Source organism: Frankia sp. QA3, assembly GCF_000262465.1.
Classification (GTDB): domain Bacteria; phylum Actinomycetota; class Actinomycetes; order Frankiales; family Frankiaceae; genus Frankia.
Genome location: NZ_CM001489.1, coordinates 4,105,402 through 4,128,056 on the forward strand (window position 1 = coordinate 4,105,402; position 22,655 = coordinate 4,128,056).

Below are 22,655 nucleotides of genomic sequence, written 5' to 3' on the forward strand. Positions count from 1 at the left end.
CCCGGTTCATAGGGAAGCAATAGCATTTGTCGCCGGGGACAAGTCAGGCATTTGGCACGCCTGGTACCGCTTCGCAATTCCGCTCGCGGACGAATAATTCGGTGAGCATCTGACGATGTTGAAGGAGCAGGAGGGATCATGACCACCCCGTCGAACTGGCGTGGCGTCAAAGCTCGCGCCCGAGCAACCGATCCCGAGTGGGACAGCGATGGCCGCTCGGCACGTCGCGCGGCCGTGCGTGGGCGGAGGCTCGCATCCGTCAGTGGCGCGCAACTCGCCGAAATCCGCGGGCAGCTCGGCATCACCCAGGCGCAACTCGCCGAGGCCACCGGACCGACCCAGGCCGGAATCAGCCAGCTCGAGAACGGCACCGCCACCGGACTGGAGGTGCTGCGCGCGTACATCACCGGTCTCGGTGGGCACCTCGACCTCGTCGCCCGCGTCGGCAACATCCAGCTCAATATCGCCTGATGGCTATCTGGGCCAGCGAAGGGCGGGACTGTTTTTCGTGTGCGGGTAACGCGGCGCTGGCCGGGTTGCCGCCGCGGGAGCGGGTGCTGATCGGGGCGGGGTGGCGGGCCGCGCACGCGATCCGCACGGCCCTGCCGGGGTGGCTGGTCCTGGTGAGCCGCCGGCACGTCACCTCCCCCGCGGAGCTCACCGAGGCCGAGGCCGCCGAGCTCGGCGTGCTGAGCTGGCGGCTGAGCCGAGCCCTCGTCGAGGTGACCGGCTGCGCGAAGACCTACGTGGCGGCGTTCTCGGAGGCCGCCGGGTTCGAGCATCTGCACGTCCACGTCGTGCCGCGGGCCGCGGATCTGCCCGCCGCGGCCCAGGGCCCGGACGTCTTCACGTTCCTGCGCCGCCCGGAGGCCGACTGGGTGCCGCCGGCGGCGATGGACGACCTCGCGACCAGGCTCGCCGCGGCCCTCGGCGCCGCGCCCTGACGTCCGCAGACCGGTTCAGTCGACGACCGCCGGGGCGGTGGGGTCGTCCAGGTAGCCGAACATCATGGCGAGCTGGCCGGCGGTGTTGCGCTTCTCGGACAGCGGCGGGAGGGCGTCGCGCGGGAACCAGCCGACCTCCGAGGTCTCCAGGCCGCCGCCGGGACTCCCGCCGACCACCCGGCACCTGATGAAGATCTTGTAGGTGTCGTTCGGGTACGGCGGGTGGGCGTGGCGGCGTTTGTCGAGGACCGCGAGCAGGCGCTCCGGCTCGGCGCGCAGCCCGGCCTCCTCGAAGATCTCCTTGACGACGACCTCGGCCGGGGTGAGGCCGACGTCGGCCCAGCCGCCCGGCAGCGACCAGCCGCCGTCCTCCTTCTCGCGGACGAGCAGGATCCGGTCGCCGTCGAACAGCACGCCGCGCACGTCGACCTTCGGCGTCTGGTAGCCGACCTCACCGCCGAAGAGGCCCTCCGCCGCCTCGACGGTGAGGACGGCGCAGTGGGCCGCGATCTCGTAGCTGAGCCGCCGGAGCTGGGAGAACCGTTCGAGGTCGTAGGGGTCCTGGGAATAGGCGAGCCCGGCCTGGGCGATGGAGTGCAGCTCGAGCACCCACGGCAGCCACTCGGGATTGCGCGCTTCCACCTGCCGCCACGACGGCTCGGGCTGGACGGGTGGCTCGGGCTGGACGGGTGGCTCGGGCTGGACGGGTGGCTCGGGCTGGACGGGTGGCTCGGGCGCGACAGATGGCTCGGGCAGGGCGGACGGCTCGGGCAGGGCGGGCCCCGCGGACGCGGGGTGCGGCGATGCGTCGTCCTCGGTCATGACGTGATCCTCCCCCCGGCACGGCCCCGACCGGGCCCGGCCCGCGGGAACGTCGGCGCAGCCGGTAGGAGGCGTCGGGATTTTCCGGTGATGCGTCGCGAATTCGGCGTGTCCATCTCGATGATCGGCGATCCTCGTGGGGTGAGCTCCTTCGCGGACGAGCCGTTCTCGGCCTTCCATGCCTGGGCCGCCGAGGCCGGGTCGGACGGCCCGCCGGAGAACGTGGTGCCGGGCATCGTCCCGGTCATGGCGGTGATCGGTCGGACCGCCGACACCGCCATCGTGCTCGCCGGGCTGGCCGCCTGCGAGGACGGGGTCACGGTGACCGTCGAGGTGCTGCTGCGGCGGGGGGATCCCGGCGAGGCCGAGCTGTCACCGAATCGCGGCTGGCTGCACGGGGCCCCGGTGCGGGTGCCGCTACGGGTACGCTTCGCCGACGGCACCGAGGCGACCGGCCCGGATTCGCCCTTTGGTCCACCCGCACCAAGCTTCGACCGGGACGCGACCGGCCCCACGCCCGGTGTGACGCTCGCCTTCCGCGGCTCGTCGAGCATTCCGGGCCGGACCCGGCTGCGCTACTGGCTGCGACCGCTGCCGCCGCCGGGTCCGGTCACCTTCACGACCTCGTTCGCGGAGCGGGACCTGGCCGAGTCCACGCTGACCGTCGACGGCGCGCTCATCCGCAGCGCCGCGGAGCAGGCGATCGAGCTGTGGCCGGCGGGTCCGGCGCTGCCCGCGGACGCCAGTCCCCCGGCGGATCCTGCGGCGGCCCGCGCCGCTGTCCAGGCGGCCTTCACCCAGGCGTTCACCGGCGGTACCGGCGACCCGCAGGCCGTGCTGTCGGCCGTGCAGGACGGCCCGAGCCTGCTGGCGACCCTGGCCCTGCTGCGGGCCCGGTTCCCGGACTCGGTGCGCACGGCGCGGCCGATCGTCGAGGAGGTGGTCTTCCTCGGCCCGGACCGGGCCGCCGTGCGCTTCGAAATCTTCTACGGGTCCAGGTCCAGGTCGGGCCGGCGGATCGGCCACGCCGTCCTCGACGGCGGCCGGTGGAAGGTCACGCGCCAGACCTACTGCCAGGTGATGTCCTGGGCCGGCGTCCCCTGTCCGCCGCCGGGCTGACGGGCACTGGTCTGGACACGGTCGACGGGTGTGGGGTCGACGCCGCCCTCATCGACCGCGGCCGCCGCGAGCCGCAGACCGTCGTCGGGCTGGACTTCTCCTTCTCGTTCCCGGCGTGGTTCTGCGCCCGCCACGGTCACCGCCCTGGCCATGGCGGCCGACCTGCCGAGCCTGACCGACCTGCCGCGGTTCGCCCCGGCGCGCCCCAGCTCATCGAGGGCTGCGTCTGGGCGCCTACGGGGCGGCGGGGGGCGCGGCGGCGGGGGGCGCGGCGGCCAGCGCCGCGGTGACATGCGTCTGCGCCGCGGTCTTGGCGACGCCGAGGCCGCTGAGCACGCCCGAGCCGTCCTCGAGTTCCAGCAGCGCGAGCAGGATGTGCTCGGTCCCGACATCGTCGTGCCCCAGCCGCAGGGCCTCGCGGACGGTCAGCTCCAGCGCCTTCTTCGCCCCCGCGTCGAACGGGACGAGGTCGGGCACCCGCGCGACCGGCGGGGGCAGCGCCGCGGCGGCGGCCCGCCGGACGTCCGCGAGCTCGACCCCCTGCGCCCGCATCGCCTGCGCGGCGAGCGCCTCGGGCTCGGCGAGCAGGCCGAGGACGAGATGCGCCGGGCCGATCTCGTCGTTGCCCGCCGCGTGCGCCTCGTTCTGCGCCGCCATCACCACGTTTCGGGCCGGCGCGGTGAAACGGCCGAATCCGGGGTCACCTTCCGGGGGTGCCGCGTCGCCCGCGGCCTTCGGCACGAACCGCTTCTGCGCCGCCTGCCGGGTGACCCCCATGTTCCGGCCGATGTCGGTCCAGGACGCTCCGGACCGGCGCGCCTGATCGACGAAATGTCCGATCAGATGGTCGGCCACCTCGCCGAGGTGGTCGGCGAGGATGACGGCGTTCGACAACCGGGACAGCGTGTCCGGGTGCGCGGCGGTGACGGCCTCGATCAGGTCGTCGAGGCGGACGGCGCGCGTCATCCGAACCGGTTCACCCATGGCGTCAACCTTAGGTTGACGGAGCCGAAATCGTCAACTCGAAGTTGACGGACCGCCAGACCCGCCAGACCCGGACGCCCTGCCGACGTCGACGCCGCTCCGACGGCACGACCACATGCGTGCCACCGGCCGCGGCCACACCGACCGCGACCGGTTGTCACGCCATGGGACCGCCTACGACGCGGCCGTTCCGCGGTAGCCCACCGGGCCCTCGCCCGGGAACTGGGCCGCGCCCTGGAACGAGGCCCCGTCGTCGAAGAACAGCACATTGCCGCTGCCCTGCGGGCCCGACCAGGACACCTGGGTCCCGGTGGCGGGCCGGCCCGACTGCGGCACGACGCCGTTCCGGTTGCTGATGACGATCTGCAGGTCGCTGTCCTTGTGCCAGTCCGCACCCGGACCGCCCCACTGGATTTCGGTGTGGTAAAGGGACATGTTGCCACCTTTCGTGTCCGCACGGCCGTATCTCGGCCATGCAAGAATTCCGCCGGCGAAAGAGAACAGAAAAACCAGCCGGGCCGCCCGCGAGACAGCCGGCAAAGGCCGGCGACCCGCGCCGGGGCAGAAACGTGAACCCCCATGATTCCGCCGGCCGCCCGAAAGGTATGTCACGAACCAGCGCAGGGGAAGCGTAACGATCCCGGCACCTCGTGACAACACCCAGGTGCGTCAAAATACGGCATCGAGCTACCGAGACCCGCTATGCCCGTATTGCCCCGTCGGTGAAGCTGCTCGAGGAAAAGGCCGGAGCTGTGCAGGCACGGCCACTCGCCCTCCCGGTGGCGCCGAGAACCGTCACTGGGACTGTGCCGCGACCCGCTGTGCCACGACCCGCTGCGCCGCGACCCGCAGCGCCGCGACCGCATGCCGCACGGCCGGCCGACCGGCGTTGTCGACGCGCCAGACAGCGTAGATGCTCCTGCCCAGGACGGGTCGCAGCGCGAGCACGCGGACCCCGGCCGGCACCGGCTCCTGGCCGAGTCGCGGCACCATGGCGAGCCCCATGCCCGCGGCGACCATCGCGAGCTGGGTCGGGTACTCGATCACGGTGTGCTCGATCCGGGGCTGGGCACCGTGGGCCAGCATCGTGTGGACGAGCCAGTCATGACAGGTGGATCCCATGGTCCGGCTGATCCAGCGCTCGCCGAGCACCTCGTCGATGGCGATCCAGTCCCGGCCGGGCCCGGCGAGCGGATGGTCGGCGGGCAGCGCCACCTCCGCGACGTCCTCCATCAGCCTGGCGCGCTGGACCCCGTCCGGCAGGGTCATGGGCGCATTCTCCCAGTCCTGTACCAGACCCAGGTCCAGCTCACCCCGGTCGACCCGCACCAGGGGGCTCTGGAAATCCATCTCCTCGACCCGGACGGCAAGGTCGGGATATCGCTCCCTCAGCAGCCGCAGCGCGGCCGGCAACAATCCGCGAGCCGCGGTCGGGAAGGCGCCGATCCTCAGCGTGCCGACCACCTTGTCCAGCTGGGCATGAAGGTGCGCCTCCGCCTCGCTCATCATCGACAGGATGCGCTCGGCGTGGTCCACCAGCAGGGTCGCCGCGTCCGTGAGCCGCACCCCTCGGCCGTGCCGGAGCAGCAGGTCCGTGCCCGTCTCCCGCTCCAGCTTCGCGATCTGCTGGGAGACCGACGAGGTGGTGACATGCAGCATGTCCGCGGCCGCACCGACCGATCCGTACCTGGCGATCAGGCACAGGACCCGCAATCGTTCCAGGTTCAACATTCAAGTAATGCTACGCGGTGCTCATTAGTAGGTTTACCTTGTTCTCCGCACCAGGCCGCGCCAATGATGGACCGATGCCGCTGCCATTCCGTCGTAGCCCGCAGACGTCGAACCCGGCCGCCGGGAGTCGTGGCCCGGCCGACGAAAGAACCTTGTCATCGAACGCCCCCTGCCGACCGCTGCCCAGGATCGGCTGGCGAGTGCGGTTCCTGCTGCTCGCGACGATCTGGGGACTCAGCTTTCTCCTGGTCAAGGCCGGCACGCAGGGATTTCCCGCCCTGCAGGTCGCGTTCGGCCGGGTGGCCTTCGGGGCGGCCGCCCTCGCCGCCGTCCTCGTGCTCAGACGCGACCGGCTACCACGTGGGCTCGGATTGTGGGTCAACCTCGCGGTGGCGGCGATGTTTCTCAACGCGGCCTCGTTCGCCCTGTTCGCCTTCTCCGCGCAACGGATCCCGTCGGCGCTCACCGGGATCTGCAACGCGACCACGCCGCTGTTCACGACCCTCGCCTCGCTCGTCGCCCTACCGGGTGAGCGGCCCGCCCGGCGTCAGCTCGTCGGCCTGCTGATCGGCTTTCTCGGCGTCCTGGTCGTGTTCGGCGTCTGGGACGGCACGGCGGGGCAGAGCATCACCGGGATGCTGATGGCCTTGGCCGCCGCGACGAGCATGGGCATCGGCTGGGTGTACGTGCGCCGTTTCCTGACCGGTTCGGGCTGTTCGAGCCTGTCGCTCTCGGCGGGTCAGCTTGCCGCCGGGACGGTGGAACTGGCGATCGTCACCGGTGCCTTCTCGGACCTTCCGACCCGTTTCCCGGCCCGATCCCTGCTCGCGGTGCTGGTTCTCGGCGTCCTCGGTACCGGCGGGGCGTTCCTGGTGCAGTACGGGCTCGTCCGGGACGCGGGCGCGACCGTCGCGGCGACGGTCACCTACGTCATCCCTGTCGTGTCGACGCTGGCCGGGGTGCTGATCCTCGGCGAGAGCCTGACGTGGAACGAGCCGGCCGGTACGGCGGTGGTCCTCGTCGGCGCCGCCCTGTCCCAGCTCGGGGTCGCCGCAGCCACGGCCACGGCCACAGCCACGACCACGTCGCCCGCGACCGGCCCTCCCGCGACGACGACGGCGGTCGAGTCTGCGGAACCGGTTACTCAGATCGCATCAGAGTGCCACGCAGAGCACAGCCATCCATTAGGGTAATTCAGGCTTGATCGTCCGAAAAGGTAAGGGGCTGGTTGTGGTGTCGAGCGCGGATCTACCCGACCCGGAGGGTGAGCAGCCGAAGGACGGGCCCACGAAGGACGGGCAGTGGTGGAAGTCCCTCGCGGACGAGCGCGGCACCCCGGTGGCGCTGAAGACCGACCAGCCGCACTCGGCCCGGATGTACGACTACTACCTGGGCGGGAAGGACAACTTTCCCGCCGACCGGGAGGCCGCCGAGCAGGCCCTGTCGGTGTTCCCGAACGCTCGCATCGCCGCCCGCCAGAACCGGGAGTTCATGATCCGGGCGACGCGGTACCTGGCCGGCGAGGTCGGGATCCGCCAGTTCCTCGACATCGGTACGGGCATCCCCACCAGCCCGAACCTGCACGAGGTCGCCCAGAGCATCGCCCCCGACGCCCGGGTCGTCTACGCCGACAACGACCCGATCGTGCTGACTCACGCCCGAGCCCTGCTCACCGGCACGCAGGCGGGGCGGACCGCCTACATCGACGCCGACCTGCACGACACCAAGCACATTCTCGACGCCCCGGAGCTGCGCGGAACGCTCGACCTGTCCCGCCCGGTCGCCCTGTCCCTGATCTCGATCTTCCCGTTCATCCCGGACGCCGACGATCCGCACGCCATCCTGCGCCGGCTCCTGGACCCTCTGGCGCCCGGCAGCCACCTCGTCCTCACCCACCTGTCCGCCGACTTCGATCCCCCCGCCGCGGCGCGGCTCATGGACACCTACCACCAGCAGGGCATCCCTCTGCAGCTACGAAGCCGTGCCGAGGTCGAAGGGCTCTTCGCCGGCCTGGACCTGATCGACCCCGGCGTGCAGATCGTGCACCGCTGGCGTCCCGACGGCACCGCGACGAACCTGACCGACATCCAGGTCGCCGGCTACGGCGGCGTCGCCGTCAAGCGGTAGCGGGCCCCGGGCCCATCCACCGAATCGGCGAGCGGTCCCATTTCCGGGTGGGACCCGCGCTCACCTGGACGGGACTGCGGTTCAGTGCCCGTAAAAAGTTCAGCTCCCGGGCCCACGCCTGGTCAGGGGCGAGGTAGGGCGGGCACGTCACGCAATTCCGCGTCACTGGGGTCGACGGGTGGCTGGTCCGTCTCCTGGTGATCGGCAACGTCCCGGGGTGTCTCGACGAGGGCGGGCGGTTCGGTGGGCCCGTGGGCGAGGACCTGGTGCAGGCGTTCGGTGTCGAGGACGCCTTCCCAGCGGGCGACGACGAGGGTGGCGAGCGTGTTCCCGCAGACGTTGGTCAGCGCCCGGCATTCCGACATGAACTTGTCGATGCCGAAGATGAGCATGATGGCGGCGACCGGGATCGTGTCGACCGTGGAGAGGGTGGCGGCGAGGACGATGAATCCGGAGCCGGTGACGCCGGCGGCGCCCTTCGAGGTCAGCAGCAGAACACCGACGATGGCGAGCTGTTGGCCGATCGACAGGTCGACGTCGACGGCCTGGGCGAGGTAGAGGGAGGCGAGGGTCAGGTAGATGCAGGTGCCGTCGAGGTTGAACGAGTATCCAGTCGGGACGGTGAGCCCGACGACCTGCCGGGGGGCGCCGAGCGCTTCGAGCTTGCGCATGAGCTGGGGAAGCACCGGTTCCGAGGAGGAGGTGCCCAGGACGATGAGCAGCTCCTCGCGGATGTAGCGCAGGAGCCGGAGGATGTTGACGCCGATGGCGGCGGCGATCGCGCCCAGGATGACGAGGACGAAGAACACCGAGGTGCCGTAGAAGATGCCGATGAGCTTGCCGAGGCTGGTCAGGGTGTCGACGCCGTACTTGCCGATGGTGAAGGCCATGGCCCCGAACGCGCCGACCGGGGCCGCGTACATGACGATCCGCATGACCTGGAACATGGCGGTGCCGACCCGCTCGATCCCGCTCGCGACGCCGGCGCCGGCGGGCCCGACGAGGTTCAGGGCGATCCCGAACAGCACCGCGAAGAAGAGCACCTTCAGGATGTCGCCGTCGGCGAAGGCGCCGACCACGCTGTCGGGCACGATGTCGGACAGGTAATGGCCCCAGCCTTCGCTCCTGCCCTGTTCGATGTAGCCGCTCACGGTGTCGTTGACGGCGAGGCCGGCGGGGTCGGCGTGGACCCCGTCCCCGGGTCGGAACACGTTCATCACGACCAGGCCGAGCAGGAGCGCGACGCTGGTGACGGCCTCGAAGTAGACGATGGACTTCAGGCCGACGCGGCCCACCTTGCGCAGGTTGTCGACCTGCGCGATGCCACCGACGACGGTGCAGAACACGATGGGCGCGATGACCATTTTGATGGCGTCGACGAAGGTCGTGCCCAGCGGCTGGAGGCGGACCGCGAAATCCGGGGCGAGCTGGCCCACGACAATTCCCGCGGCGATACCTGCGAGGACCCACACGTACAACTGGCGATACCACGGACGGCGGACCCGTGGGGCCGGTGGAGCGTGCACGGTCACGTATGCCTCCTCGCCAGGCGGGAAGATCTTCCCCGGTGGTGGTCGACGGTCGCCACCACAGTGCTCAGCACTGGACCCCGTGTCACGGTTCTGCTCATATTCTCCAGTCGCGGCCCCATGGTGCCATTGATCCGTGGCTGGAGGATGCTGACACGACCATGACAGCGGGACGTGACCACCGGTTCTGCACGATCGTCGGCCGGGCCGACGCACTTTTCCGACAACCGGCGGATGCAATAGCGGGTTTTTTATGTGAAACTACGCACCGCCGCACGTCGCCTGGAGGAACCGACGACCTATTCCCTCGATGTCTCCCTCCTCCTGTTCCGCCCAGCAGACCGCCCGGAGCGTGACGCATGCCTGACGAGTTGATCCGCACCCTGATCGTCGACGGCGACACGCGGCTGGCCGAAAAGCACGGCAGCTATGTCGACCAGATTCCCGGATTCGCCGTCATCGGCATCGTCCACAGCGGCGCCGAGGCTCTGGAGTTCGTCTCCCGCGGTCAGCCGCATCTCGTCCTGCTCGATTTCCTCCTGCCTGACACGACGGGCGTGGAGGTGTGCCGCACGGTGCGGTTCCGAGGCTCCGCGCTCGACATCATCGCCGTGACCTCGGCCAGCGACCTTGCGACGGTGCGGGCCGCGCTGTCTTACGGGATCGCCCAGTACCTGGTGAAACCGCTCAGCCTCGCGACTTTCCGCGACCGTCTCCATCGGTTCGCGACGGCGCACCGCCAACTGGCGGCGACTTCCCCGCACCACCTCAGCCAGGGGGAGGTCGATCGCGCCCTGGCCGTACTCCGGCCACCGGTCGCCCCTGTCGTGGACCAGCCCAAGGGCGTGTCCTCCACGACCCTCGACTCCGTCGTGGCCCAGTTACGGGCCGAGACGGTGCCGGCCTCCGCCGAGGACATCGCCGCCGCCCTCGGAGTGTCCCGCGCCACGGCCCGCCGCTACCTGGAACACCTGGCCGTCCACCGGCTGGCGATCCGTACCCACCGCTACGGACGGTCCGGCCGTCCCGGCAACCTGTACCGCTGGCAGGGAGCGTAGGACTCCCGTCGCCTCCAATTTCATCGACCCTTAGGTTGAGAATAATTCGAGAGATTTTTGCCGATGTCACGGAGATGCGGGATTCCCGCTTCCGGCGACAGGAGGGTCGATGATCGACCGAGCGCAGATGATCATCAATGGTGAGCTCGTCGCCGCCGGCTCCGGGCGGACGTTCGAGAACATCAACCCCGCCACGGAGGAGGTCCTCGGGGTCGCCGCCGACGCTGGACCCGCCGACCTCGACGCGGCGGTCGCGGCGGCCCGCCGCCGGTTCGACCAGGGCGCGGGGAGCGCCGACCCGGCGTTGCGGGCGCGCTGTCTGCGCCAGCTCCAGACCGCGCTGCAGGCCCGGATCGAACAGATCCGGGAGGTCCTCATCGCCGAGACCGGCTGCACGCTGTCGCTCAGCCGGCTCATGCAGGTCGAGCCGGTGATCGCCGACATCGGCTATGTCGCCGACCTCGCGGAATCCTACGCGTACGAGCAGGCACTGCCCGACACGACGACCCTCATGGGACCGGCGAGCCGGGTCGTGCGCCGCGAACCGGGCGGTGTCGTCGGTGCCATCACCCCGTGGAACTTTCCGCTGATGTTGAACCTGGTCAAGGTGACCGGCGCGCTCGCCGCGGGGAACACGGTGGTGCTCAAGCCGGCACCGGACACCCCGTGGACCGCCGCGCTGCTCGGCCGGATCGCACTGGAGGACACCAACCTGCCCCCGGGCGTGATCAACGTCGTCACCTCCGCCGAGCACGGGATCGGCGCCCAGCTCACCGCCCACCGCGACGTCGACCTCATCACGTTCACCGGCTCGACCATCGCCGTCGACGCCGGCTCGATGGCCCGCCCCTGACAGCGACCGATGCAGTCCGGGAACTGACACGGGGCAGGCCGATCCACGCCGCGATGCGGTCGGCGGTACCCCTCGCTGTTCTTGCTGCGGGAAAGCGCACGACGCGGCAGTTCTGGTCCCCCATGGCATTGACAGTCGACGTGGCAACGGCTCCGGCGAGAAGTCCTGTCACAGGTGGAGGCATTCCGGGGATGGGGGCAATGGCCCTCTACCATCTCGACCAAGGCCCGTCAAAGGCGTTGCGTTGACATCATTCTTCTCGATAGGGTGAAATTAATATCCATCCTTTGAATGAAATCGGTGAGATCTGTGGAATCTGAACTTTCCGGTACCGGACCGTTGGGTGACGGCTGCGAGCTCGGCCCCGTGGCCCCACGGGCAACGGCCCGACGGCTGCGGCGGTTCGCCGTCGGATTGGCCGCACTGGCGTTGACGGCGACGGTGCCGGCCGCCCTCGCCGACCAGGGGAAGAGCACGACAGTGGAAGGCCTGAGTCAGACTCAGATCAGGGCGGCGGTGGCCCAGCTTGCGAGCCAGTCTCAGACCCGTGCCGCGGCGAACCAGGCGATATTGGGCGCATTTTATCGAATTAATGGCCGCTGAACGCCGACCGTTCGGACGGTAGGTCACCGCGGTCAGTCTTCCGCCCGACGGGTCGAGCGGAAGACTGACCGTAACAAACGTAATATCTTGATCATGGTGGATCCGGGGCTCGCACCACCCGCGGCGGTCGGCCCCGGTCGCCGTACAGCGGGACGACCGCCGTGCGGGACTCGGCCGGGCGGTGGCGTTCGGCCACGACTCGGCGCCGCTCGCCCACGCCGGGGTCGACGCCCGGCATCGGCCCGGCGACCATCGGGGCGTCACGCTCGTCCACCAGGCGGTCGAAGAGGCTCGGTCACTCTTCGCCATCGGTAACCGGGACGCCGTGCCGCCGCAGTAGGTCACTGCCGGGGATGCGGCCGCTGGCGCGTCAGGCCGTGGCGGATCAGCTGAGCATCGCGCTCAGCGCCGACGACCATCACGAGGCACAACGCAAGATCGTTGCAGTCCCCGTCGGCACATTGCCAAATTTGCCGATCGGGATTGACGGCGTCGCAACGCGACTCTACCATCAGGCCGATATTTTGCACTCCTAGTGCATCTAATTGCACCGTTGGGCACCGACCCGTGGCGCCGGCGCCTCGTCGACACCGTCCCGGACACCCGAAGGAGCCCTCCGATGAGGAACCGAAGGACCACGCACTCGTGACAGCCCACGACGTCGCCACCCCCGACAGCACGGCCACCCCCGACAGCACGGCCACCCTCGACGGCACGGCCGCCCGCCTCGCCCGGCTGGAAGCCGAACGGGACATCCAGCGCACCTTCGTCCGCTTCTTCCGGCTCGTCGACACCCGCCGGTACGAGCGCATCGCCGCCGAATGCCTCACCCCCGACGCCGAGCTCGACTACCACGTCCCCGAGCTGCACCGGCTGCGCGGCCACGACGAGTTCACCCGGCACATGCTCACCCAGGTCGCGCCTCGCTCCCAGATGGCCGCGCACGTACCCGGGCTCGCCGTCGTCGACTGGGACAGCGGCGGCCAGCCCCACCTGTCGGCCTACACCACTGCCTGGCACTGGTACACCGCCCACGCCCACCGCGGCGACCTGCGCCCCGCCGACTGGACCACCATCGGCCTGATCGAGGACGCCTACCGCCACCACGACGGCCGCTGGCTCATCGCCCGCCGGCGCGTCACCCCCGTGGCCGGACTGGTCGCCGCCGGCTCACCCCCGCCGCCCAGCCCCGCCGACCCCGCTGACCCCCGCTGACCCCCGCTGTCACCAGCGCCACCAGACCAGGGACGCGAGCACCATGACGACCGCCCTCGACCGCCTCGACGCCGAGCGCGCCATCCGGCACACCCACTTCCGCTTCTTCCTGCTCACCGACGCCGGCCGGTACGACCTGCTCGGCCAGCAGTGCTTCACCCCCGACGCCGACATCGAATACCGGATCATGCCCGGCCCGCCGCAGCGCTTCGCCGGGCGCGACGAGTTCGTCGACTTCATGCTCCCCGGCCGGCCACCCGCCACCGCACGCCACCGGATCATCGGGCCCGCCGCCGCCCACACCAGCGCGCCACCCGACATCGACTGGAGCACCGGGCAACCCCGGCTCACCGGCTACGCCACCGTCTGGCACTGGGCCGCCACCCACACCCCCGCCGGCCAGCCCCGGCCGGCGGACTGGACCACCATCGGCCTCGTCGACGACACCTACCGCCACCACGACGGACAGTGGCTCATCGCCCGCCGCCTCATCACCCCCGCCGCCGGCCTCGTCGCCACCGGCACCGCCCCAGGACTCGGCCGACCCACACCCCGATGACCCCGCCCCGGTCGGCGACCCGGGCCGCCCCAGCCATTGTCGGGCTGGACGATCGACGGATTGCTACGGTGGGCGCGTGACGCGTCGAGGGCCCGAGCAGGTCGCGAAGGCCGCAGTGCCTCGGGGTCGGCTGGATAAGCGGCAGGCGATTCTTGACGCGGCCTTCGATGTGTTCGCCCGGGAAGGCTACGCGCCGGCGAGTGTCGAGGCGATCGCCGCGCAGGCGGGCGCGGCCAAACACACGGTCTACAACCACTTCGGGGACAAGCTCGGGTTGCTGCGCGAGGTGATCGCGGCGGAGGCGGAGCGCACGTTCGCCCGGAACATGACCGCTCTGAACGGCTTGCGCGAGCCGGTGCGCGATGTGCGTGCGGCGTTGGAGGCGGCGGGGTTTCGGCTGCTGCAGTGCTTCAACGACGACCGGTCGGCGGCGATGCGGCGGTTGGCGTATGCGGAGGTCAGCCAGGCTCCGGAGTTGCTGGATCTGATCCAGGGCCGGGCGGTGGACGCGGTGACCGACACTCTCGCGGATCGGCTGGCGCGTCTGACGGTGGCGGGGCAGTTGGGCGTGAGCGATCCGGCCGAGGCGGCCGAGCAGCTCAAATCGTTGTTGGTGGGGCCGATGGAGGGGCGCTCGCGGATGGGCACCCGGCGTGTGTCCGACGCTGAACTGCGCCGGGTGGCGCGTAGCGCGGTCGCCACGTTCCTGCGGGCGTTCGGCCCCCGAACCCAAGGTGAACATTCAGGCGCCCTGTAAATCTTGCCGCGCAGGCCGAAATCATCTCGCCAGCATCATCGCCGCGGCTGTCAGGCAGCCGCCGCCCTGCGGGAGATGGGGCTGTCACGGACCAATCTGGTCCTGGGCGCAGGTCCGCTTGGTAGGACCCGCGCCGGCGTGCAGCTTGTCACCGCAGCGATGGGGATCGCGGTCGGCCTGACGTTCCTGTCCGGGCTCACCGACGTGCTCGCCCCCGGGCTCCGACCCGGAGTCCCCCGCCGGGTCGCTCCCCTGGTCGCGCCGGCCGTCGACCTGCCCGCTCGATCGGGTCGCGGTCGGTCATGCGGTCCGCTGCGACGAGAGCCCAGGCGCCTCGGAGCCCCGGTCGAACAGGCCGGCCACGCCCGCCGCCGTCGCCGGTGGCAGGCGTGGCGCCCGGCTGGCGTCGCTGACCACCAGGAGGGTCGCCACGGCGGTGCTCGGCGGCCGCCTAGCAAGGCACTGGCCACACAGCAAAGTACTTCGGAGAGCAGATATTTGACAGGATTAGACAATACCTGGTACGAACTATATATCCCGATCGAGATTGTGGACATTGCCTGGGAGGACGACTGTGCGCGGTGGAACCCGGTGGCGTGGACGCTGGGCGGGCGTGCTGTGCGGGGTTCTGGGCGCGACGCTGCTCGCCGCCTGTGGCAGTGACGACGAGTCGGACGGCAACGGCACCGGGGCGCCGAGGCAGGGCGGGCGCTTGACGTACGCCATCGACCTGAACCCGACCTGCATCGATCCTCAGCAGTCGGCGTCGGCCACCGTGCAGGTCATCACGCGCGGCGTGGTCGACTCGCTGGTGACGCAGGATCCCAAGACGGGCGCGATCAAGCCGTGGATCGCCACGTCGTGGACGGTGTCCGAGGACGCACGCGAGTACACGTTCAAGCTCCGCCACGGCGTCACCTTCAGCGACGGCACGCCGCTGGACGCCGCGGCGGTCAAGGCGAACTTCGACCGGATCGTGGACCCGGCGACGAAGTCCACGTTCTCGGCCATCTACCTGCGCGGTTACGGGGGCACGACCGTCCAGGGCAAGGACGCCTTCACGGTGCGCTTCTCGGCGCCCAACGCCCCGTTCCTGCAGGCTGCGAGCACCGCGTTCCTCGGGCTGGAGTCGCCGGCGAGCCTCACCAAGGGCCCGGAGGCAACCTGCCTGAAGCCGGTCGGCAGCGGTCCCTTCACCGTGAACGACAAGTACATATCGCAGAAGGGTGTGACGGTTTCGCGGCGTGCTGATTATGCGTGGGGCCCGGACGGCGGCACGCAGGCCACCCGTCTCGACGGCCTGGACTTCCGCGTGCTGCCAGAGGACAGGGTGCGCGTCAACAGCCTGCAGAGCGGCGAGCTCGATGCGGTCGCCAACGTCCCGACGGGCGACGTCAAGAAACTGCAGAGCGCTGGCTATCAGGTGCTCTCGGCGCGCCAGCCCGGGCTTCCGTACACGTTGTTCTTCAACGAGCAGCACTCCCCGTGGAGCGAACCGGAGGCGCGCAAGGCGGTGCGCGCCGCCATCGATCAGGACCAGATCGTCAACTCGATCTACGGCGGACAGTACCCACACGCCTACAGCGTGTTGGCGAAAGCGACGCCGCACTATCTGGCGACGCTGAACGGCCGCAAGACCTACGACCCGGCGCAGGCCAACCGACTGCTAGACGGGCTGGGCTATACGCAACGCGACGGCGCCGGCTATCGGACCAAGGACGGCAAGCGCCTCACGCTCGAGTGGCCGCTGCGCTCGCCGTCGCAGAAGCAGAAGGCGGTCGTCGCGCAGCTCATCCAGCAGCAGCTCAAGTCGGTCGGCATCCAGCTCGTCCTGACGCCGGTGTCGGTCCCCGTCCAGCAGGTCGCCATCCAGAAGGGCACCTACGACCTGTTGGATCCCAGCGTCGTCAGTGCCGACCCGAACGTGCTGATCGCGGATTTCGGGCCCGACAGCCTGACCCGTGTCGTCGACCCGCAGATCCTCGCGGCGCTCACCGCCGGCGCCTCAACGCTCGACCCGGCCAAGCGCCAGGCGGCCTACGCACAGGCGCAGCAGCTGATCTTCGATCGCGCCGATGCGATCCCCATCTTCGACGAGGTGTACATCGCCGCAGCGGCGAGCAAGGTGCGCGGACTGACGTTCGACGCCCAGGGCTACCCCCTGTTCTCCGGCGTATGGCTGGCCGGATGACCCGCGCCGCCGCAGCGAGTCGCCGGTGAGGCGCTTCATCCTCGGGCGCATGCTGGCGGGCGTTCCGGTGCTGTTTGCCGCGGTCACGCTGTCGTTCGCGCTCGTGCACCTGCTGCCCGGCGACCCTGTCGACGTCATGCTTGACGCCGGAGCGGGAGGCCAGAGCACACCGCAGCAGCGGGACGCGCTGCGCCACGAGCTGGGCCTGGACGCCTCACTCCCGACGCAGTACGTGCGCTACATCGGCAATCTCGTGCAGGGCGATTCCGGGCGCTCGATCCAGTCGGGCGAGAGCGTGACGAGCATGATCGTCCGCGCCGTACCGCCCAGCCTCGCGCTCGGCGGCACGGCGCTCGTGCTCGCGCTGGCGCTCGGCATCGCGGTCGCGCTGGCCGGCGCCAGCTCGCGCAATCCGCTGCTGCGGGCGCTGGCGTCCGGTGCTCCGGCGGTGGGTATCGCCGTGCCCGCGTACTGGGTCGGGATCGTCCTGATGAGCCTGTTCGCGTTCCGGCTCGGCTGGCTGCCGGCGACCGGCAACGACGGGCTGGCCAGCCTCGTGCTGCCCGCGGCGACGCTCGCGCTGCCCGCGGCGGCGATCTTCGGGCGCGTGCTGTCGGCGAGCCTGCGCGAGGCGCTCGCCGAGCCGTACGTCCTGCTCGCACGCGCCAAGGGTGCAGGTGACCGGCGCGTGCTCATGCGCCATGCGCTGCGCAACGCGTTGATCCCGACGGTGACCGTCACCGGCCTCGCGGTCGGCCAGCTGCTGGCGGGGGCGTTCCTCGTCGAGACCGTCTTCGCCCGTGAGGGGCTGGGCCGGACGGTCGTGGCCGCGGTCGACGCGCGCGATCTGCCGGTCGTCGAGGGATTCGTCGTCTTCATGGCCCTCATCTACGTCGCCGTGAACCTCGTCATCGATGTGCTCTACGGCGCGGTCGATCCGCGCGTGACGGTCGCCGCGCAGGACGCGTCGCGGGGCTTCGGGCGGCGCCGAGCGGCCCAGGGGGGGCAATGACCGACATCGCGACGATCCGGGCGCGGCCGACCGGCTCGGTGCGCGGGAGCCTGCACCGCGCGTCGGGGCTGACGGCCGCCCTCGTGGTGCTGGCGCTCGTCGCCGTCGCGGCGGCGTGGCCCGCGCTGCTGGCGTCGCGGGACCCGAGCGCGGTTCATCCCACGTCGCGGCTGTCGGCGCCATCGGTCGCCCATCCGTTCGGCACCGACGAGCTCGGCCGGGATGTCCTGGCGCGCGTTGTGCACGGTGCGCGCCCGTCGTTGGAGGTCGGGCTCGGCGCGGTCGCGATCGGGCTGCTCGTCGGCGGCTCGGTCGGCCTGCTGTGCGGCCTCTCGCGCGGCTGGCCGGGCGCGCTGCTGGCGCGCACGCTGGACGTCCTGCTCGCGTTCCCGAGCCTGTTGCTGGCATTGACGATCATCTCGATCTCGGGGGCGGGCACGGGCAACATCGCGCTGGCGCTGGGCATCGCGTCGCTACCGGTTTTCGCACGGATCGTGCGTGGCGAGGTCCTGCGCGTGCGCGACCAGCCGCACATCGATGGCGCGGTCGCCGCCGGCGTGCGCCGCACGACGATCGCGTACCGCCATATCCTGCCGAACATCGCCGCGCCGATCGTCGCATTCGCCGGCCTCGCCATCGGCGTCGAGATCCTCACCGCATCGTCGCTGTCGTTCCTCGGCTTCGGGCCGCTCCCGCCGGCGGCCGACTGGGGGACGCTGATCAGCGCAGGCCGCGACTATCTCAGCGACGCCTGGTGGATCACGTTCTTCCCCGGACTCGTGATCGTCGCCACGGTGATCGCGCTAGGCCGCCTCAGCACGCTGGCCGGCGGTACGCCGTGGAGGCCGGCGCCGTGAGCACGCCGCCGCTGCTGTCCGTCGAGGGCCTCGGCGTCACGTTCGCGACCGGTGCGGGCGAGCTGACCGCCGTGAGCGAGGCAAGCCTCGCGATCGGCCCCCGCGAGCTGGTCGCGCTGGTCGGCGAGTCGGGCTCGGGCAAGAGCACCGTCGCGCTGGCGCTGCTCGGCCTGCTGGGCGCGACGGGCCGCGTCACCGGCGGCTCGATCCGGCTACGCGACCGCGAGCTCGTCGGCCGCGGTGAGCGCGAGCTGCGCCGGCTTCGCGGAGTCGAGATCGGCTACGTGCCGCAGGATCCGATGACATCGCTGAACCCGGTGCAGCGCGTCGGCGTTCAGGTGGCCGAGACGCTCGTGATCCACGGCTTGGCGAAGGGCGCGCAGGCGCACGCTCGCGCCCTCGACGCGCTCGCCGATGCCGGGCTGCGCGACCCGGAGGAGGTCGCGCGGCGCTATCCGCACGAACTGTCCGGCGGCATGCGCCAGCGCGTACTGATCGCGACGGCGCTCGTCGCGCGGCCGGCGCTGATCGTGGCTGACGAGCCGACGAGCGCGCTCGACGTGACCGTCCAGCGGCAGATCCTCGACAACCTCGACGCGCTGCGCGCACGGCTCGGCATCGCCTTGCTCCTGATCACGCACGACCTGGGGCTGGCCGCCGAGCGAGCGGATCGCGTCGTCGTGTTCTACGCCGGCCGGACCGTCGAGGCGGGACCGGCATCCGGCGTGCTGTCGGATCCGCGTCATCCCTACACCGCGGCGCTGGCCGGCAGCGCACCGCGCCTGGCCGGCGGCCGCCGGCGCCTGGCCGGCATCGAGGGCGCCGCGCCCAACCCGCTGACGCCGGCGACCGGCTGCCTCTTCGCCGAGCGCTGCACGTTCGTGCACGACCGCTGCCGCGCCGAGCCGCCGCCGCTGATGGGAACGGACCACGCGGTCGCCTGCTGGTTGTCGGAGGCACCGCCGCGGCCCGCGCTCACGCCCGCCGCGCCGCGGCAGCCGGCATCGGCTCCGGAGCTGCTGCGTGTCGAGGGGCTGACCAAGGACTTCGTGATCCGTCGCGGCACGCGCGTCACGCGCGTGCGCGCCGTCGACGAGGTGAGCTTCGCAATCGGCCGCGGCGAGACGTTGGGCCTGGTCGGCGAGTCCGGCTCGGGCAAGTCGACGACTGCGCGGATCATCCTGCGGCTGCTCGAACCGACCGCCGGACGAGTGCTTTTCGACGACCACGACCTGACCGCGCTGCACGGTGAGCGGCTTCGCCAGGCACGGCGACGCGTGCAGCCGGTCTTCCAGGATCCACTCGCCTCGCTGGACCCACGCTTCACGATCGAGCAGCTCATCGAGGAGCCGCTGCGGGCGTTCTCGCTCGGCTCGCGCGCCGAACGCCGGGCGCGCGCGGCAGAGATGCTCGAGCTCGTGCGCCTGCCCGCATCGCTGCTGGGACGGCGAGCGGGACAGCTCTCGGGCGGCCAGCGCCAGCGCGTCGCGATCGCGCGAGCGCTCGTGCTGGGCCCCGAGCTCGTCGTCTGCGACGAGGCCGTCTCGGCCCTGGATGTCTCCGTCCAGGCCCAGATCCTGAACCTGCTCGGCGACCTCCAGCGCGAACTCGGCGTCAGCCTGCTGTTCATCTCGCACGACCTTGCCCTCGTCCGCCATATCGCGGATCGCGTCTGCGTGATGCGCGAGGGCCGCGTCGTCGAAGCGGGCGACAGCGAGGCGGTGCTGCTCGCGCCCGAGCACCCCTACACGCGGGAGTTGGTCGCCGCGGTCCCCGATCTCGACGCTGGACTCGCGTTCGACGCGGCCAGCCACGAGCTCATTCCGGAATCCGCAACGAAGGAGGACTGATCGAATGGACATCGGCGCCATGACGTTCGGCACGCTGCTGACCGACCCGTACACCGGTGCGCGTGTCACGCAGCGCGAGCGCCTGTCAGAGGTCGTCGAGGGCGCCGTGCTGGCGGAGCAGCTTGGTTTCGCCTGGTACGCCCTCGGCGAGCACCACTTCGGCGAGCGCGATCTCATCCCCTCGCCGCAGGTGGTGCTGGGCGCGATCGCCGAGCGCACCACGTCGATCAAGGTGGGCACCGCGACGACGTTGGTGGCGAATCGAGACCCGGTGCTCGTGGCCGAGGACTACGCCACGCTCGACCTGCTCAGCGACGGCCGCTTGCAGCTGATCGCCGGAGCGTCGTTCTACGAGGCGCCCTACGAGGTGTTCGGCCAGGATCCGGCGAGCAAGCCGGCCCGCAAGCGTGAGAACCTCGAGCTGATCCTCCGGCTGTGGTCCGAGGATCGCGTCAGCTGGGAGGGGCAGTTCCGGCCGCCGCTGCGCGATGTGCACCTGCAGCCCCGGCTCGTGCAGACCGAGCCGCCGGTGTGGGTCAGCGGCGGAGCGAAGCCGGACTCGATCCACCTCGCGGTCGATCTCGGCCTGCCCATGGTGATGGGGACGGTCGCGCGGTCACCGGAGGTCAACGCGCCGATGTTCGCCCTCTACCGCGAGCTGTGGGCGCAAAGCGGGCGCCCGCCGCAGGCCGCGCGCACCGGCGCCGCGAGCCACGTCTTCGTGGCCGAAACCAGTCAGCAGGCGCGCGCGCAGTGGCGCGAGTACCTCGCCAACTACTTCCGCGACGCAACAATACCCAAGGACGCGACTCGCCCGGAGTTCGACTTCGACGCGCTGATCGCCGGGCAGGCGATCTGCGGCAGCCCGGCCGAGGTCGTCGACAAGATCGGGCGCATGCACGAGCTGTGGGGCCACGACCTGCACCTGCTGACCATCGATCTCGGTGGGATTCCCGCCCGCACCGTCGCGAAGGCGATGGAGCTCGTGGGCAGTGAGGTCATCCCGCAGGTGGCGGGCCTCGGCAGCGCCGCCCGGGTGGCCGCGGATGCTTGATCCCGAGGTCCGGCGGCTCGCGCAGGCGCGCTCCGACGTCACGCTGGCGACGCTCATGCCCGACGGTCAGCCGCACACGAGCATCGTCTGGGCGCACGCCGACGACGAGCACCTGCTGATCGGCACCAGCACCACGCTGCAGAAGTACCGCAACGTCGTCGCCGACCCGCGCGTCTCGGTGCTGATCATCGACCCCGACAACACACAACGCTACGTCGAGGTGCGTGGCCGGGTGGTGTCTCTCGACACCGGCGCGCCGGCGCTCGACCTCGTGCAGACCACGTTCGGCAAGTGGACCGGCGGGCCGCCGCCGCCGGTGGTGCTCGAGGGTGTTGGCGAGCGCGTCCGGCTCCGGATCGCCGCCGAGCGGATCCGCTGGAAGCTCCCCCGATGAGCGCCCGGGTCGAGGTGGAGCCCGTCGTCACGCCGGAGTGGGTCGCGCAGCGGCTCGACGGCGTCGTCGTGGCGGACGTGCGCTGGTATCTCGATGGCCGCTCCGGCCACGCGGCCTACCTGCGCGAGCACGTGGCCGGCGCGGTCTGGGTCGACATCGACGTCGACCTCTCCGATCAGCCGAGCGTGGCCGGTGGGCGTCACCCGCTGCCCTCGCCGGAGACGTTCGCCGAACGGCTGGGGGCGCTGGGCATCGCCGACGACGACATCGTCGTCGCCTACGACGACCAGGGCGGCGGGTTCGCCGCGCGGCTCGTCTGGCTGCTGCGGTCCCTCGGACAGCCCGCGGCGCTGCTCGACGGTGGGCTGGACGGTTGGCCGGGAGCGCGCGAGGCGGGTCCGGTCACGCGCGCGCCGGTCGTGCGCCGCCCGCGGCCGTGGCCCGCACGCCTGTTGCGCAGCGCCGACGAGGTCCAGGCAGCGGCGGCTGGCGACGCAGCCGTCGTGCTCGATGCACGCGCCACCGGACGCTATTCGGGCGCCGACGTCTTGCCAGGCGAGTCGCGCCTCGGCCACGTGCCGGGTGCGCGTAGCGCGCCCTGGGCGGACAACCTGCGCCGCGACGGCTCGTTTCGATCGGCCGCCGAGCTGCGGGAACGCTTCGCGGCGCTGGGCGCCGTCGATGCCGACGAGGTGATCGTCTACTGCGGCTCGGGCGTCACCGCCTGCCACGACCTGCTGGCGCTCGAGCGCGCCGGGCTGCCCGCCGGCGCGCTGTACCCCGGCTCCTGGTCGGCCTGGTCGGCCGACGAGACACGACCGGTCGCGACCGGCGAGGAGCCCGACGGAACCCCGACCAGCACGTGACGGACCACCCGATCGCTCAGCGGGCCGCCCGTGCGGTCGTCATGCGCCCCAGTCGGGCCCGATGATCGGGCGGAAAGACGACGCCGCCTGCATTGTCAGTGGTACTCGGTTGTCAGTGGCACTCAGTCCG

General features: G+C 71.0%; 25 protein-coding genes. 18 read left to right on the top strand and 7 right to left on the bottom strand.

Annotation, left to right across the window (positions count from 1 at the left end; all coding sequences use genetic code 11):
* Window positions 1-138 precede the first annotated feature (138 nt).
* Both FRAQA3DRAFT_RS16790 and FRAQA3DRAFT_RS16795 read left to right on the top strand, forming a co-directional pair.
* A complete protein-coding gene (locus tag FRAQA3DRAFT_RS16790; RefSeq protein ID WP_009740237.1) occupies window positions 139-471 on the top strand; it encodes a helix-turn-helix transcriptional regulator in 333 nt (110 codons plus the stop codon).
* Entirely contained in the window at window positions 471-944 is a 474-nt protein-coding gene (locus FRAQA3DRAFT_RS16795; protein WP_009740238.1) for an HIT family protein, read from the top strand. Before FRAQA3DRAFT_RS16790 ends, FRAQA3DRAFT_RS16795 begins: the two co-directional genes overlap by 1 nt.
* Window positions 945-959: 15 nt before the next feature.
* Here the strand turns inward: FRAQA3DRAFT_RS16795 and FRAQA3DRAFT_RS16800 are convergent, their stop codons facing one another.
* Complete coding sequence (locus FRAQA3DRAFT_RS16800; RefSeq protein ID WP_009740239.1) at window positions 960-1,766, bottom strand: NUDIX hydrolase; 807 nt, start codon at window positions 1,764-1,766, stop codon at window positions 960-962.
* Between the two features lie 87 nt (window positions 1,767-1,853).
* On the opposite strand from FRAQA3DRAFT_RS16800, the gene FRAQA3DRAFT_RS16805 reads away from it, so the two are divergent.
* Entirely contained in the window at window positions 1,854-2,885 is a 1,032-nt protein-coding gene (locus FRAQA3DRAFT_RS16805) for a hypothetical protein (RefSeq protein WP_157467437.1), read from the top strand.
* Between the two features lie 234 nt (window positions 2,886-3,119).
* Here FRAQA3DRAFT_RS16805 and FRAQA3DRAFT_RS16810 read toward each other — a convergent pair whose 3' ends face one another.
* From FRAQA3DRAFT_RS16810 to FRAQA3DRAFT_RS16820, 3 genes are all read right to left on the bottom strand, one after another.
* Window positions 3,120-3,869: a Clp protease N-terminal domain-containing protein gene (locus FRAQA3DRAFT_RS16810; protein WP_009740242.1), complete on the bottom strand. Its 750-nt coding sequence runs from the start codon at window positions 3,867-3,869 to the stop codon at window positions 3,120-3,122.
* A 174-nt stretch (window positions 3,870-4,043) separates the two neighbouring features.
* Window positions 4,044-4,304 carry a hypothetical protein gene (locus tag FRAQA3DRAFT_RS16815; RefSeq protein ID WP_009740243.1) on the bottom strand — a complete coding sequence of 87 codons (261 nt, stop codon included), beginning with the start codon at window positions 4,302-4,304 and terminating at the stop codon, window positions 4,044-4,046.
* Window positions 4,305-4,664: 360 nt separating this feature from the next.
* A complete protein-coding gene (locus FRAQA3DRAFT_RS16820) occupies window positions 4,665-5,600 on the bottom strand; it encodes a LysR family transcriptional regulator (protein ID WP_009740244.1) in 936 nt (311 codons plus the stop codon).
* A 74-nt stretch (window positions 5,601-5,674) separates the two neighbouring features.
* Here FRAQA3DRAFT_RS16820 and FRAQA3DRAFT_RS16825 point away from each other — a divergent pair, with 74 nt between their 5' ends.
* Complete coding sequence (locus tag FRAQA3DRAFT_RS16825) at window positions 5,675-6,793, top strand: DMT family transporter (protein ID WP_009740245.1); 1,119 nt, start codon at window positions 5,675-5,677, stop codon at window positions 6,791-6,793.
* Window positions 6,794-6,830: 37 nt separating this feature from the next.
* Window positions 6,831-7,727 carry an SAM-dependent methyltransferase gene (locus tag FRAQA3DRAFT_RS16830; protein ID WP_009740246.1) on the top strand — a complete coding sequence of 299 codons (897 nt, stop codon included), beginning with the start codon at window positions 6,831-6,833 and terminating at the stop codon, window positions 7,725-7,727.
* 122 nt (window positions 7,728-7,849) lie between these two features.
* On the opposite strand, the gene dctA is transcribed toward FRAQA3DRAFT_RS16830, so the two are convergent.
* Window positions 7,850-9,259 (bottom strand): C4-dicarboxylate transporter DctA, encoded by a 1,410-nt coding sequence (gene dctA / locus FRAQA3DRAFT_RS16835; protein ID WP_009740247.1) that lies wholly within the window; start codon window positions 9,257-9,259, stop codon window positions 7,850-7,852.
* 356 nt (window positions 9,260-9,615) lie between these two features.
* Between dctA and FRAQA3DRAFT_RS16840 the strand changes: the two genes are divergently transcribed.
* The gene (locus tag FRAQA3DRAFT_RS16840; RefSeq protein WP_009740248.1) at window positions 9,616-10,314 is read left to right on the top strand and encodes a response regulator; all 699 of its coding nucleotides are present in this window, start codon (window positions 9,616-9,618) and stop codon (window positions 10,312-10,314) included.
* Between the two features lie 109 nt (window positions 10,315-10,423).
* Window positions 10,424-11,167 carry an aldehyde dehydrogenase family protein gene (locus FRAQA3DRAFT_RS16845; protein WP_232291638.1) on the top strand — a complete coding sequence of 248 codons (744 nt, stop codon included), beginning with the start codon at window positions 10,424-10,426 and terminating at the stop codon, window positions 11,165-11,167.
* A 694-nt stretch (window positions 11,168-11,861) separates the two neighbouring features.
* Here FRAQA3DRAFT_RS16845 and FRAQA3DRAFT_RS35175 read toward each other — a convergent pair.
* Window positions 11,862-12,044 (bottom strand): hypothetical protein, encoded by a 183-nt coding sequence (locus FRAQA3DRAFT_RS35175; RefSeq protein ID WP_157467439.1) that lies wholly within the window; start codon window positions 12,042-12,044, stop codon window positions 11,862-11,864.
* A gap of 79 nt (window positions 12,045-12,123) precedes the next feature.
* Here FRAQA3DRAFT_RS35175 and FRAQA3DRAFT_RS35180 point away from each other — a divergent pair, with 79 nt between their 5' ends.
* The 4 genes from FRAQA3DRAFT_RS35180 (at window position 12,124) to FRAQA3DRAFT_RS16860 (ending at window position 14,301) form a co-directional block, all read left to right on the top strand.
* A complete protein-coding gene (locus tag FRAQA3DRAFT_RS35180; protein WP_009740250.1) occupies window positions 12,124-12,306 on the top strand; it encodes a hypothetical protein in 183 nt (60 codons plus the stop codon).
* 109 nt (window positions 12,307-12,415) lie between these two features.
* A complete protein-coding gene (locus FRAQA3DRAFT_RS16850) occupies window positions 12,416-12,985 on the top strand; it encodes a nuclear transport factor 2 family protein (protein WP_009740251.1) in 570 nt (189 codons plus the stop codon).
* Window positions 12,986-13,028: 43 nt separating this feature from the next.
* Window positions 13,029-13,544 carry a nuclear transport factor 2 family protein gene (locus FRAQA3DRAFT_RS16855; protein ID WP_009740252.1) on the top strand — a complete coding sequence of 172 codons (516 nt, stop codon included), beginning with the start codon at window positions 13,029-13,031 and terminating at the stop codon, window positions 13,542-13,544.
* Window positions 13,545-13,620: 76 nt separating this feature from the next.
* A complete protein-coding gene (locus tag FRAQA3DRAFT_RS16860; RefSeq protein WP_009740253.1) occupies window positions 13,621-14,301 on the top strand; it encodes a TetR/AcrR family transcriptional regulator in 681 nt (226 codons plus the stop codon).
* 300 nt (window positions 14,302-14,601) lie between these two features.
* Here the strand turns inward: FRAQA3DRAFT_RS16860 and FRAQA3DRAFT_RS38115 are convergent, their stop codons facing one another.
* On the bottom strand, window positions 14,602-14,733 hold the full coding sequence (locus tag FRAQA3DRAFT_RS38115) for a hypothetical protein (RefSeq protein WP_255347032.1): 132 nt from the start codon (window positions 14,731-14,733) through the stop codon (window positions 14,602-14,604).
* Between the two features lie 142 nt (window positions 14,734-14,875).
* Here FRAQA3DRAFT_RS38115 and FRAQA3DRAFT_RS16865 point away from each other — a divergent pair, with 142 nt between their 5' ends.
* The 7 genes from FRAQA3DRAFT_RS16865 to FRAQA3DRAFT_RS16895 all read left to right on the top strand — a co-directional run bounded on the left by FRAQA3DRAFT_RS16865 (window position 14,876) and on the right by FRAQA3DRAFT_RS16895 (window position 22,525).
* The gene (locus FRAQA3DRAFT_RS16865) at window positions 14,876-16,492 is read left to right on the top strand and encodes an ABC transporter substrate-binding protein (RefSeq protein WP_009740254.1); all 1,617 of its coding nucleotides are present in this window, start codon (window positions 14,876-14,878) and stop codon (window positions 16,490-16,492) included.
* Window positions 16,493-16,517: 25 nt separating this feature from the next.
* Window positions 16,518-17,504: an ABC transporter permease gene (locus FRAQA3DRAFT_RS16870; RefSeq protein WP_009740255.1), complete on the top strand. Its 987-nt coding sequence runs from the start codon at window positions 16,518-16,520 to the stop codon at window positions 17,502-17,504.
* A gap of 83 nt (window positions 17,505-17,587) precedes the next feature.
* Window positions 17,588-18,361, top strand: coding sequence for an ABC transporter permease (locus tag FRAQA3DRAFT_RS16875; RefSeq protein ID WP_157467441.1), 774 nt, complete (start codon window positions 17,588-17,590; stop codon window positions 18,359-18,361).
* The gene (locus tag FRAQA3DRAFT_RS16880) at window positions 18,358-20,211 is read left to right on the top strand and encodes an ABC transporter ATP-binding protein (protein WP_009740257.1); all 1,854 of its coding nucleotides are present in this window, start codon (window positions 18,358-18,360) and stop codon (window positions 20,209-20,211) included. Before FRAQA3DRAFT_RS16875 ends, FRAQA3DRAFT_RS16880 begins: the two co-directional genes overlap by 4 nt.
* A 4-nt stretch (window positions 20,212-20,215) precedes the next feature.
* Window positions 20,216-21,265, top strand: a complete 1,050-nt coding sequence (locus tag FRAQA3DRAFT_RS16885; protein ID WP_009740258.1) for an LLM class flavin-dependent oxidoreductase — start codon at window positions 20,216-20,218, stop codon at window positions 21,263-21,265.
* Window positions 21,258-21,659 carry a TIGR03618 family F420-dependent PPOX class oxidoreductase gene (locus FRAQA3DRAFT_RS16890; RefSeq protein ID WP_009740259.1) on the top strand — a complete coding sequence of 134 codons (402 nt, stop codon included), beginning with the start codon at window positions 21,258-21,260 and terminating at the stop codon, window positions 21,657-21,659. Before FRAQA3DRAFT_RS16885 ends, FRAQA3DRAFT_RS16890 begins: the two co-directional genes overlap by 8 nt.
* Entirely contained in the window at window positions 21,656-22,525 is an 870-nt protein-coding gene (locus FRAQA3DRAFT_RS16895) for a sulfurtransferase (RefSeq protein ID WP_009740260.1), read from the top strand. Before FRAQA3DRAFT_RS16890 ends, FRAQA3DRAFT_RS16895 begins: the two co-directional genes overlap by 4 nt.
* Window positions 22,526-22,655 lie beyond the last annotated feature (130 nt).